Below are 12,730 nucleotides of genomic sequence, written 5' to 3' on the forward strand. Positions count from 1 at the left end.
GCGTAGTATTTCGGTATAAAAAATACTGAAGATATCTAGTTTTAGGGCAATGTAATGCAAACAAATTGGAGAATTGGGTCATTATTTGGAATTCCCCTGTTTTTAGACCCATTATGGTTTGTGATTTTAGGGTTGGCAACCCTGAACTTTGGGGTAGCTTATCAGGAATGGGGGAATGTCATAGCTTGGAGTGCTGGAATAGTTATGGCACTGCTGCTATTTGGTTCGGTGCTATTGCATGAGTTGGGTCACAGCTTGGTAGCCCGATCGCAAGGCATTAGAGTTAATTCAATTACCCTATTTATGTTTGGCGGAATTGCTGCCATTGAAGAAGAATCTAAAACTCCTTTCAAAGCTTTTCAAGTAGCGATCGCTGGCCCTTTAGTGAGTATTATATTATTTTTTCTGCTCCGTCTGGCAGCTATTGTAATACCTAATACTAATCCCCTCAGTGTTATGGTTGGAGATTTGGCGAGAATTAACTTAGTGGTGGCTCTATTTAACCTGATTCCTGGCTTACCTCTAGATGGGGGGCAAGTGTTAAAAGCAGCACTATGGCAAATCACGGGTAATCGTTTTCAAGCCGTACACTTGGCTGCAAGGGCGGGACAAATATTGGGTTATGGTGCGATCGCTTTCGGATTTATTGTAGATTTTGTTACCAGAGAGTTAATAGTTGGTTTGTGGATTGCGCTGTTAGGTTGGTTTGCTGTCCGCAACGCTAGCAACTATGACAACATGACAACATTGCAAGAAAGCCTACTTAAGGTGATGGCGGCCGATGCGATGACCCGTGATTTTCGCGTAATTGATGCTGACCAGACATTGCGTTCCTTTGCCGATTTATACCTGTTAGAAACCACTCCCTCACAGGTTTATTTTGCGGCTTCTGATGGACGTTACCGAGGTCTAGTTTCCATTGACGATTTTCGTTTAACCCAAAGGAGTGAATGGGAAACCGAAACTTTACACAGGATAGTGCATCCGCTGACAGAAATACCTACTGTTGGGGAATCAACATTGATCGCTGAGGTAATTAACAAACTAGAAAATGAGCAGTTACCAAGAATTACCGTGCTTTCTCCTGCTGGTGCCGTAGCTGGTGTAATTGATCGGGGGGATATTGTGCGATCGCTAGTACAAAAGTTAAATTTGCAGATAACCGATGCGGAAATTAAGCGCATCAAGGAAGAAGGTAGCTATCCGCCTGGGTTGCAACTGGGAGTAATCGCGAAATCAACTACAAATTAAACGTCACACCTTTGTCATAGGTTTGCAATAGACACGTCAAAAGCGTATGTGATATTTAATTTGGTATTTGGTTACAAAATGCTTTTTTTGGGTAAAAGGTAGGATTTCCTACCTTTTTTATTTATCTCTAAAAAAGTAGCGATTGTTAGCGCATCCAAGAGCAAATGTTTATTTTGGGGTTTTATAGCTCAAATCAAGAGTCTTTACTTACTGTTGAGTACAGGGATAGCTTTTCCAGTAAATTCTGCGAGGAGGATTTCAAATTCAACAATTACTTCTTGGACTTTTCGATTATTTTTGAGAAATAATTGATTTTAGCTCTTTAGTACCTTTTATGCCAAACTATTACCTAAATACCAAAATTGCGCTTTTAAATCCTGTTTATTACCTAGTATTAGCATTTTAATGCTTCTATTACTTCCGCAAAAGCAACTTCTATGTCTGTATGCAATTCTTGCTCACCTAATACGCCTTTAAATGCTTCATACCTTTCTGGAGTAACGACTATTCTCACGGGTTGCTCCAATCTTCTCATTTCTTGAGGATAAATATCAAGGTCATCACCCCATTGATAATCTAAGTTTCTAAAATCAACAACTAATCCAATAATTTTTTGTGGCAGTTCTAGCTCACAAAACTCATTAATCTTCCATTTAATAAAAAGTGCATCATCACTGCCAGCCGAGCCATATAAGTACGTACCACTAAATACTATTAAACCTGCCAATTTTTGCATTTTAGGTATTTTCCATACATAATACTTACACTTTAATTGACTGATATTAAGAGTGACTTTCGTTAAGTTTGGAGAGTATTTATTGGGTTTCGATTGTGACATATTAAATACTGTATTGTCATTTTAAAAGAAAAATGAGCCAGTATCAGAGAATTTCATACACCGTTTTTCAGGTAAATGAAGTACACAGGTAGGGGCACAGCAATGCTCATTGGTGTCAACTTAACGCTAAACGCGCTTGGTGAAAACATTTTGCCCTCACCTCCAGCCCCTCTCCCAAGAGAGAGGGGAGCTAGACATTCAATTCCCCTTCTCCCAAGGGAGAAGGGGTTAGGGGATGAGGGCGTGAGGGATTTACAAAACGCCTGTCTGATATAGTTTTCGGCTGAAGTTGACACGTATGAGCACTGCTGTGCCCTTAAGATTATCTGTACCTCACCAAGTTGCAATCTGCTATATCTACCCGTCGCCCCAAGGGAAAATTAAATTAAAACTTAAAGTGAGTAAAATGTAAGTACATGATATACTACACCTCTCACTTACCCTGGTTTTATGGCACTGCCAATCGTTGCAATTATCGGACGCCCAAATGTGGGCAAATCCACCCTGGTTAATCGACTCGCCGGGGAACAAACGGCGATTGTCCATGATGAACCGGGAGTGACACGCGATCGCACTTATTTGCCAGCGTTCTGGAATGGGCGCGAATTTTTAGTGGTAGACACCGGTGGTTTAGTTTTTAATGATGATACTGAATTTTTACCACTGATTCGCCAACAGGCAATGACAGCCCTTGCAGAAGCGTGTGGTGCTATTTTTGTAGTTGATGGTCAAACAGGCCCGACATCGGCAGATTTAGAAATCGCTGAATGGATGCGCCAACAACCTGTACCTGTGCTATTAGCTGTAAATAAATGTGAATCACCAGAACAAGGCTTAATGCAAGCTGCCGAATTTTGGGAATTGGGATTGGGCGAACCTTACCCCATCTCCGCGATTCATGGCAGTGGCACAGGAGAATTACTCGACGAGTTAGTTAATCACATCCCTGCTATTGAAGACATTCCAGAAACTAATGAAATCAAAGTAGCAATTGTGGGACGCCCAAATGTGGGCAAATCGAGCTTACTTAATTCTTTTGTTGGAGAAGAAAGGGCAATTGTCAGCCCCATTTCTGGTACAACCCGCGATGCTATTGATACCGTCATTGAACGGGAAGGACAAACTTACCGCTTGATTGACACCGCCGGCATTCGCAAAAAGAAACATATCGAATACGGCACAGAATTCTTTAGTATTAACCGGGCTTTCAAAGCGATTCGTCGCGCTGACGTGGTTTTATTAGTAATAGATGCCGTCGATGGAGTCACCGAGCAAGACCAAAAATTAGCTGGGCGGATTATCGAAGAAGGTCGAGCTTGCATCATCGTCGTTAATAAGTGGGATGCTGTCGAAAAAGACTCTTACACAATCTACGACTACGAAAAAACTCTGCAATCACGGTTACATTTTACCGAATGGGCAGAAACAATTTTTGTGAGTGCCTTGTCAGGGCAACGGGTAGAAAAGATTTTAGAATTGGTAAAAACGGCGGCTGAATCACACAAACGCCGTGTCAGTACATCAGTTATTAACGAAGTCTTAACAGATGCCGTCAGTTGGCATTCACCGCCAGCATCTCGTGGTGGGCGTCAGGGCAAGATTTATTATGGTACACAAGTAAGTAGCCAACCACCAACGATCGCTCTATTTGTCAACGACTCCAAACGCTTCAACGACAATTACCGCCGCTACATTGAACGGCAATTCCGGCAACAGCTAGGATTTAAAGGCACACCAATTATTTTACTGTGGCGGAGCAAAAAAGTCCGTGATGCCGAAATTGGTAACGTTAATAGAGCAACTCGCGTCAAAATAAGTTAGGAATAGAGACGCGATTAATCGCGTCTGTACAGGAGTTATGAGTTAAAGTCAAAACTCCAAACTCCCAACTCCTCATTCCTCATTCCTAACTCTAAAATGGATTTATTGCGATCGCTGCCACTTGGACTTTATTTAGAACAACCCCAAACTTGGCTGCATAAAATCGATCCGCGAGTCAAGTTTGCCTGGTTGATGAGCTTTTTAACAAGCTATGTTTTAGCCAACAACAATTGGCGGGTGCTGCTGGTGGTAGTATTAATTATTGCCACCTTAATTGCGAGAATTCCTCGACGAGTATGGCAGCAGCAAATGGGTTGGCTATTAATGCTATCGTTTTTTGTGCTAGCGATCGCTGCGATCAGTCCTGATGGACTGGGTGTAGATTATCAGTCACGCCTGCCAGTTAATGAACAAATATTAACCCAGCAAGCATTCTCCAATAATCTTGTTCAAGAGCCAGCAGTTGAGAAAAAAGAATACAGCTACGTGCTATTTCACAAAGGCCCGGTTAAAGTGACTCGCTACTCCTTGAGTTTGGCAGTACGCCTGAGTACACTTATTTTTACCGTGATTTACAGCACCAACCTGTATCTGCTGACAACCGCACCAGAAGAAATCACATCTGGCATAGAAAGCTTAATGCAACCCTTGCGCCGCTTCAAATTGCCTGTCACAGAAATTGCTTTAACTTTAACCTTGTCCTTGCGCTTTATTCCCTTGGTTTTAGAAGAAGTACAAAACTTATTTCGCTCCGTAATGACAAGGGCAATTAATTGGAAAAAGCTAGGATTAAAAGGAGCATTCAAGGTTTGGATGACAGTTGCAGAGAGACTTTTGGAAAATCTGCTTTTACGAGCCGATCAAATGGCGAATGCAATGATGGTGCGGGGTTTTACCAGTCCTAACGAGCATCGAGTGCAGTGGCACGATTTACGATTAAAAGGGCGTGACTGGCTTGCGATCGCAACTTTAATCTTATTCTGGGGAATACGACTAGCTATAGGAACTCAGGTCTAAATTTTGCACCGAAAAAATGGTAAGAGATAATACAGCAGAATTCAGGAGTCAGAATTCAGGAGTCAGAATGGGAAATTGAACAGCTACCCAGCGATAAAATTGATCCCCTACCATTTAGCGTAGATTTTTGGTATGAACCAGCCTTACGCGAACACTACAAACTAATCTTAATATTTTTTACCGATTCCCCGATGAATCTCTGCACAAAGCTCAGGCACAAATTGCACCACTGAAAATGCTAGATAATCAATAGACCTTTTGCATAAATCAAAAATAAAAACCCCACTCCACTAAAGCTACACTTTTTTTCCTAAGAGCTTGCCATATTGGGTGTCAGGGACTTTTGCAAAAAGTCTAATAAAAGATAGTTTTCTTTCCTGTACCCAATCCCCACTCCCCAATTAGGATTTTGTGCCATTCAGCGACAGTTGTGGCAGTATGGAAAGAAGTTGAAAAATTCGCCGTTGCCGTTGTGAACTTCAAAGGGTGTTTTTCCTTCCCATATCGACTTTCAACAAGAAGATCGACGTTATTTTGTGCCTTGTCCCTACAGATTGATAAATCGAAATCACTAAAGCAGATGGTGATATTTGTCCACCAGCCTCTACTCTTTAAATCTACGCTTCGCGACTTCTGTTGTACCATTGCGCTTCACTACCACTAGCTTCATCTGCCCATTAGGAACTAGATCGAGGTCTTCGTAACCGCAGTTTCGCATTTTAAGCAAATATTCTGACGAATGTTGGTATTATCGTCTGAATGTTTAGAATTCCCTGCGAAAAGATATATATACTTCCACCTTGACTACACCTTGACTCTTAAATGAATCCAGAAAACGCAGAAACTTACATAAACCATCCAACTTGGGGTTTACTCTACAAAATCTGTATGGTTGATGAGAACCAGGATTTGTTCACCACACTTTATGCCCAGCGCTTGTTTTTTTTGGTGGCAAATGACGTTAAAGGTGTTAAATTCCAGTCTCTAGGACGTACTGAGGCTAGAATGATGTTGGAAAATCGCTTACGTACCCTGCGGCGCAGTGGGCATTCTCAGGAGTACGATCAGCTTCAGAGTGTTTTCCAGCGCACCTTCCAATGAACAGTTCGATTTCCGAACGTATTGTTACTATTCGTTCCTCCCTGCCAACTTCAGTCAAATTGATTGCTGTTAGCAAGCAAGTTTCTGCCCAGGCTATTCGGTCTGCATACAACGCAGGAATTCGTGATTTTGGGGAAAGTCGTATCCAAGAAACTGCCAGCAAACAAGCCGAGTTGCAAGACTTACCGGATATTACCTGGCACTTTATTGGACATTTGCAAAGCAATAAAGCCAAAAAAGCCATCGAGCATTTCCCTTGGATTCACTCCGTCGATAATTTGAAGCTGGCACAGCGCTTAGACCAATTGGCGCAACAGCTAGGAGTGAGTCCCCAGGTTTGCCTGCAAGTGAAAATTCTTCCCGATCCCAACAAGTATGGTTGGAGTGTGCCAGAACTTTTGGCTGATTTACCCACGCTCGATCAATACAAAAGTTTACAAATTCAAGGTTTGATGACAATTCCACCTTCAGGATTAAATGATTCTGAAATTCTCAGTGTGTTTAATCTCAATCGTGAGCTAGCCAAAGAAATCCAGGAGCAAAACTGGTCGCAGATTAAAATGCAGCACCTATCTATGGGTATGTCAGGCGACTACGAATTGGCAGTGCAAGCAGGCGCGACGATGGTACGATTAGGAACCATATTGTTTGGCGATCGCTCTTAGCTGATTAATCATCAACCTTACTCTTCAGTATTAATAGAAGCTAAGGATTTGATGACAAGAATTTTGTAACAGACTGGTGCAATCGGAAACAAAGGATATAGTATTGACAAGAGCAATCGCCAAGAGGAAATGGGGTATCAAGGACTTTCCTTCGGATAAACCTTAGGATATAATCTTGACTCATTATTGTGTTTAGGCGATGCACAGACCTTTCCAATAAGTGTCAGTTCATCGCCAAAACTCGTAATATGGGCTACAACTAGCAATAAAGTTGCTGAAGTATCCACCGATGTCGCGTAGTTTACCGCCGTAGGCATCGCTCCTAGCTCAATCAATCCTCAGCCAAGTCAATGCAGGCAATTCGCATCAGGAGAGTACACACACCATGAACAACATATTTTCCAAACTCAGAGACTTTGTGGGTCTAAATGAGCAAGTAGAATACGAGTATTACGAAGAAGAACCAGAAACAGATAATAATTACCAAAATCTGTATCAGCAAGAAAATCCCCAACCAGCACCGCAAGAAAGCACAACCGCTCAAAATCGACGCTGGCGGGAACCAGTGCCTACAATGGGAGATGATATGACAGCAGGTTCAAAGCCAATGGGGAATGTGATTGGTATGCCAGGAGCAATTAACGGAATTTCGGAAGTTTTAGTCCTCGAACCACGCACCTTTGAAGAAATGCCCCAGGCAATTCAAGCGTTGCGAGAACGCAAGTCAGTGGTATTAAATCTGACAATCATGGACCCAGATCAAGCTCAACGAGCAGTAGATTTTGTTGCAGGTGGTACTTACGCACTAGATGGACATCAAGAGCGCATCGGTGAAAGCATCTTTTTGTTTACGCCAAGCTGTGTCCAAGTTAGCACCCAAGGTGGCGTTCTTCATGAAGTACCACAACCACCAGCACGTCCCTCTCGTCCTACAGGTACTCCAAATCAAACCTGGGGCAACGAAACTAACCGGATGGCACAATAAAGTTAAATTAGTATTTAGTCCTTTGTCCTTTGTCCTTTGTCATTTGTCCTGGGTTTTGCTCATGGTGACAAATGACAAACGACTAATGACTAATGACCAATGACTAATGACTAATGACTAATGACTATAAAATTTGGTTTAATTGGTGGTGGGGTAATGGGAGAAGCACTCTTATCCCGCCTTATAATGCGTGGAATTTATCAATCATCAGAAGTCATAGTTAGCGAACCGCTATCTTCACGCCTAGATTTTTTAAAGCAGCAATACGGTGTTGCTGTGACGACAGATAATAGCCAGGTTTTCACTGAAGCAAAAGAAGTTCTATTTTTGGCAGTGAAACCGCAGGTGTTTAGTGCGATCGCTCAAGAATTAGCACATATTGATATTCTTAATAGAGAATACTCACCGCTGATCGTTTCCATTTTGGCGGGTGTACCTTTAAGTCAGCTAGAAGCTGCATTTGTGCAATTGCCAGTGATTAGAGCAATGCCCAACACCCCGGCGACTGTGGGAGCAGGAATTACCGCAATTTGTTTAGGTGCATACACCAATGCCAAGCACCACCAAATAGCACAGCAAGTTTTTTCTACTGTGGGTGAAGTAGTAGAAGTTTCAGAAGCGCTGATGGATGCAGTTACAGGGCTATCTGGTAGCGGCCCGGCTTACGTGGCGCTCATGGTAGAAGCACTTGCAGATGGCGGAGTAGCCGCAGGTTTACCTAGAGCAATTGCCAATCAACTAGCCTTACAAACCGTACTGGGAACAGCGAAACTCTTGCAGGAAACCAAAATGCACCCAGCAGAACTCAAAGATCGTGTTACCAGTCCCGGCGGTACAACCATTGCGGGGATTGCCAAGCTAGAACAAGCAGGATTTCGTTCCGCTTTAATTGAAGCAGTCAAAGCTGCCACAGAGCGATCGCAAGAACTGGGAAAATAATAAAGAGTCATTAGTCATTGGTCATTGGTCATTTGAAAAGGACAAGTGACAAATGACAAATGACTATTAACGAAGTTGACAAAAGACTCGTTAGTATAGTAAACAATCTGGTTGCAAATGTGATTGAGTGAATTATCCTGCGCCATCTCCAGAACTTGACTTAGGGTCTATATTTCCCTTTGAACTGGATCAGTTTCAAAAAGAAGCGATCGCGTCCCTGAACGCTGGGCGCTCCGTAGTCGTATGTGCCCCCACAGGTTCGGGCAAAACATTAGTCGGGGAATACGCCATTTATCGCGCCCTAGCGCGAGGGAAACGTGTGTTTTATACTACTCCCCTGAAGGCGCTGTCAAATCAAAAATTACGTGACTTTCGAGAAAAATTCGGGTTCGATCGAGTCGGACTGTTAACTGGAGATGCTTCCATTAACAGAGATGCACCGATTTTGGTAATGACCACAGAAATTTTCCGAAATATGCTCTATGGCACACCTATTGGGCAAATCGGCATCTCATTAGTAGACGTTGAAGCGGTGATACTTGATGAGTGCCACTACATGAACGATCGCCAGCGCGGTACTGTTTGGGAAGAATCAATCATCTATTGTCCCCGTGAAGTGCAACTGGCAGCCCTCTCAGCAACGGTTGCCAATAGCGATCAACTCACTGACTGGCTAAATCGCGTTCACGGCCCAACTGACCTAATTTACTCCGATTTTCGCCCAGTCCCCTTAGAATTTCACTTTTGCAATCCTAAAGGGTTATTTCCACTGCTGAATGATAGCAAAACCAAAATTAACCCCCGCCTTCTTCAGAAGAAAAAGGGGAGAGGGGGAGAAAGGGATAGGGGGAGAAATGGTAGACCTGAAGCTCCAGGTATAATTTTTACCCTCAGCCAGTTAGAGCAACGGGATATGCTACCAGCGATTTACTTTATCTTCAGCCGCCGGGGATGTGATAAAGCGGTGGCGGAAGTCGGTGATTTATGGCTGGTAAATAATGAAGAGTCTCAGATTTTACGGCAACAGATTGATGACTTTTTAGCCCGCAATCCCGAAGCTGGGCGTTCTGGACAAATTGCACCCTTGTATCGAGGAATCGCTGCCCACCACGCCGGAATTTTGCCTGCCTGGAAAGCACTGGTTGAAGAACTATTTCAACAGGGGCTAATTAAAGTCGTATTTGCGACTGAGACACTAGCGGCGGGAATTAATATGCCCGCCCGGACAACGGTAATTTCTACCCTTTCCAAGCGGACTGACACCGGACATCGCCTGTTGAACGCTTCCGAATTTTTGCAAATGGCGGGACGCGCAGGCCGCCGGGGGATGGATAAACAAGGTCATGTGGTGACAGTCCAAACTCCCTTTGAAGGAGCTAAAGAAGCTGCGTATTTGGGAACATCCAAGCCAGACCCTCTAGTAAGCCAGTTTACGCCCAGCTACGGCATGGTACTCAACTTGCTGCAAACCCATAGCCTAGAGCAAACTAGGGAACTGATAGAGCGCAGTTTTGGGCAGTACATGGCTACCTTGCATTTAAGACCAGAATACGATGAGATTGCCGAATTGCAAACCCAATTAGCTCAACTTCATGAGCAAATCGCCGCAGTTGATGAAAATGAACTAGTTATTTATGAGAAATTGCGGCAACGCCTGAAGGTGGAACGCCAGATATTGAAAACCTTGCAAGAGCAAGCACAGTCAGACCGCCAAGAGGAATTGGTAATGATGTTGGGCTTTGCAGTGTCAGGAACTCTGTTGAGTCTCAAGGGTAAAAATATCACAGTGTCTTCACCTGTAACCGCAGTTTTAGTAGGAAAATCGCCTGGTTCTGGTCAAGCTCCTTACTTGGTATGCTTGGGGTATGATAATCGGTGGTATGTGGCAACCACAGGGGATGTAGTTGATTTGTATGCCGAACAGCCACGAATTGAAGTGCCACCTGATGTACTACCACCGCCAGAGATGCCTTTGAAGCCAGGACAATCGCGCCGTGGTAACGAAGAAAGTTTTGCGATCGCTGCGCGTATTCCCAATCCGATAGAATCTTTGCATCTGGCACCAGAAGTAACAGAACAACTCAGTCGCACTACCGCCGTCCAAGAGCAATTAGAAGCTCATCCTCTACATCAATCAGGCAATGCGGCAACGCTTTTCAAACGCCGGGCCCGCTATGTCGAACTAGAAGCCGAACTCGAACAATTGCAAGGGCAAGTAGAGCAACAGTCACAACGTCATTGGGAAGAATTTCTCAATTTAATTGCAATTCTCCAACACTTTGGCGCTTTAGATAACTTAGTCCCCACACAATTAGGGCAAATCGCTGCCGCCATTCGAGGGGAGAATGAATTATGGTTGGGTTTAGTATTTGCAAGTGGTGAATTGGACAACTTAGATCCGCATCATTTAGCAGCAGCAGCAGCGGCTTTAGTGATGGAAACGCCCCGTCCAGATAGCAAAGTTAACTTTGACCTCAGCAATGAAGTGGCAGAAGCCTTGGCAAAATTGCGGGGAATTCGCCGCCAAATGTTCCAACTACAACGGCGGTATAACGTAGCGCTACCTATATGGTTGGAATTTGAGTTAATTGCCATAGTGGAACAATGGGCGTTAGGAATGGAGTGGATAGAACTCTGCGAAAATACCACCTTGGATGAAGGCGATGTCGTGAGAATTTTGCGGCGGACGTTGGATTTGTTATCACAGATACCTCACGTTCCCCATCTGCCAGATTCTTTCCAGCGTAATGCCTATCGGGCGATGCAGTTGATTGATAGATTCCCTGTGAATGAGGTGGTTGAATAAATAGGAAGCTCTGACGCACACAGGTATTTGATAATTTCTGTGCGTCTTTTTCTTTCAGGACTTATGCAAAACTAGACGCTGTAGGGTCAATTCATGAATTGCCCCTACAAACTGCCCCAAGAATGAATTTAGATTTGACCAAATAATAGTAGTGGTACGTAGTTAAAAATGCTTTTTTGGTTTCGTATATCTTCTATACGTGATTAATCACGTGTATCTAACAAAAGTTATAGTCGCTATCAGTCCTCTTCAACCTTAGTAAACCAAGTTTCCAGTACCGCGCAACTGACGCAAAGAATTTACACATAATGGACAGTCGCAGCCAAATACCTTAATTGCAGCATCGCTTTCCTCTTCAGTAAAGTTCAACATAGCAACATTTTGATCTGATACTGATGTAACAATGGTCGAGGAACGTGCAGATGAGGTATACGGTTTCTTTCTCTCTGAATCTCGAATGCACACAAAATCGTTTCCACCATGTGGGTTAGTGATACAGGTACGACCGTCTTGTGTGTGCATCAATCGCTGTGTAATACTACCACTAGCATGGGCAGGATGAAATGTCACCAGTGTAGACATCATCGACACAAAAATTGAGGAAGTGGAAAGCAAATTCAGAAGAATTTTTTTGTTCATAGATTTACTTGAGAAAATTGTCTACTAGTTTAGGGTATTCCATTAGCTTTCAAACTTCAAGTGAATTTTCCCTGAGAATAGCTAGATAGACACTTGTTACTCAAGAAAGTTCCATCTCTACATCAGTTTGATTATAAATTATTTGCTACAGCATAATTCAGCAATCAAACAAGCTTGATGTTTGGCTTTAAGACGCAAGTTATGTAATTCAGCAAATTTAAATCCGCTGTATATTCCCAAGATGGTGATTGTTTGCTTGATGTAAGTATAAGAGCTTAATTAGAGGTTGTTTGAAAAGTGGTTAGCTGTGATTTTAGACACTTGTTGATCTCCCCTAACCCTCCTTAAAAAGCAGGGTGGTTTCATACGAAAAAAGAAAAATACATAAGTCTTGATTTCTCGTGAAAGTGGCATGGCTTTTTCCCTCACTTCCATTCCTCTCCCCCACAGGGGGAGAGGCTTTGAAACCGAGTTTTAATTTTTCTTTGCTTGTATGAAACCACCCTGCCCTAACCCTCCTTAAAAAGGGGGAAGTAGAATCAAAGTCCCCCTTTTCAAGGGGAGCCACTGCGGTCTTGGGGTCTCCCCAAGTGGAGCACGTGGCGTGGATTTAGGGGGATCTAAAACTATTTGATACATCATTAGGGACTTTTCAAACATCCTCTTAG

The 12,730-nt window shown here is 43.3% G+C and carries 11 protein-coding genes; 8 read left to right on the forward strand and 3 right to left on the reverse strand.

Features of this window, described 5'->3' with window-relative positions; genetic code table 11:
• The first annotated feature begins 54 nt into the window (after positions 1–54).
• A complete protein-coding gene (locus V7K41_RS10980; RefSeq protein WP_334847989.1) occupies positions 55–1,251 on the forward strand; it encodes a site-2 protease family protein in 1,197 nt (398 codons plus the stop codon).
• Between the two features lie 394 nt (positions 1,252–1,645).
• On the opposite strand, the gene V7K41_RS10985 is transcribed toward V7K41_RS10980, so the two are convergent.
• Positions 1,646–2,089, reverse strand: coding sequence for a hypothetical protein (locus V7K41_RS10985; RefSeq protein WP_334847991.1), 444 nt, complete (start codon positions 2,087–2,089; stop codon positions 1,646–1,648).
• A gap of 450 nt (positions 2,090–2,539) precedes the next feature.
• On the opposite strand from V7K41_RS10985, the gene der reads away from it, so the two are divergent.
• The 4 genes from der to V7K41_RS11005 all read left to right on the forward strand — a co-directional run bounded on the left by der (position 2,540) and on the right by V7K41_RS11005 (position 6,693).
• On the forward strand, positions 2,540–3,910 hold the full coding sequence (gene der / locus V7K41_RS10990) for a ribosome biogenesis GTPase Der (protein WP_334847993.1): 1,371 nt from the start codon (positions 2,540–2,542) through the stop codon (positions 3,908–3,910).
• Between the two features lie 96 nt (positions 3,911–4,006).
• Complete coding sequence (locus tag V7K41_RS10995) at positions 4,007–4,927, forward strand: energy-coupling factor transporter transmembrane component T family protein (RefSeq protein WP_334847995.1); 921 nt, start codon at positions 4,007–4,009, stop codon at positions 4,925–4,927.
• 822 nt (positions 4,928–5,749) lie between these two features.
• Entirely contained in the window at positions 5,750–6,028 is a 279-nt protein-coding gene (pipX, locus tag V7K41_RS11000; RefSeq protein ID WP_069068710.1) for a transcriptional coactivator PipX, read from the forward strand.
• Complete coding sequence (locus tag V7K41_RS11005; protein WP_334847997.1) at positions 6,025–6,693, forward strand: YggS family pyridoxal phosphate-dependent enzyme; 669 nt, start codon at positions 6,025–6,027, stop codon at positions 6,691–6,693. Before pipX ends, V7K41_RS11005 begins: the two co-directional genes overlap by 4 nt.
• Positions 6,694–6,830: 137 nt before the next feature.
• Here the strand turns inward: V7K41_RS11005 and V7K41_RS11010 are convergent, their stop codons facing one another.
• Positions 6,831–7,010 (reverse strand): hypothetical protein, encoded by a 180-nt coding sequence (locus V7K41_RS11010; protein WP_334847998.1) that lies wholly within the window; start codon positions 7,008–7,010, stop codon positions 6,831–6,833.
• A gap of 68 nt (positions 7,011–7,078) precedes the next feature.
• Between V7K41_RS11010 and V7K41_RS11015 the strand changes: the two genes are divergently transcribed.
• The 3 genes from V7K41_RS11015 (at position 7,079) to V7K41_RS11025 (ending at position 11,423) form a co-directional block, all read left to right on the forward strand.
• A complete protein-coding gene (locus V7K41_RS11015) occupies positions 7,079–7,678 on the forward strand; it encodes a cell division protein SepF (RefSeq protein WP_334848000.1) in 600 nt (199 codons plus the stop codon).
• 120 nt (positions 7,679–7,798) lie between these two features.
• Positions 7,799–8,617, forward strand: a complete 819-nt coding sequence (gene proC, locus V7K41_RS11020) for a pyrroline-5-carboxylate reductase (protein ID WP_334848002.1) — start codon at positions 7,799–7,801, stop codon at positions 8,615–8,617.
• Positions 8,618–8,744: 127 nt separating this feature from the next.
• Entirely contained in the window at positions 8,745–11,423 is a 2,679-nt protein-coding gene (locus V7K41_RS11025; RefSeq protein ID WP_334848004.1) for a DEAD/DEAH box helicase, read from the forward strand.
• A 255-nt stretch (positions 11,424–11,678) separates the two neighbouring features.
• On the opposite strand, the gene V7K41_RS11030 is transcribed toward V7K41_RS11025, so the two are convergent.
• Positions 11,679–12,062 carry a hypothetical protein gene (locus tag V7K41_RS11030; RefSeq protein ID WP_334848006.1) on the reverse strand — a complete coding sequence of 128 codons (384 nt, stop codon included), beginning with the start codon at positions 12,060–12,062 and terminating at the stop codon, positions 11,679–11,681.
• Between the last annotated feature and the right edge of the window lie 668 nt (positions 12,063–12,730).

Origin of the sequence: Nostoc sp., assembly GCF_036917415.1 — a bacterium.
Classification (GTDB): Bacteria; Cyanobacteriota; Cyanobacteriia; order Cyanobacteriales; family Nostocaceae; genus Nostoc.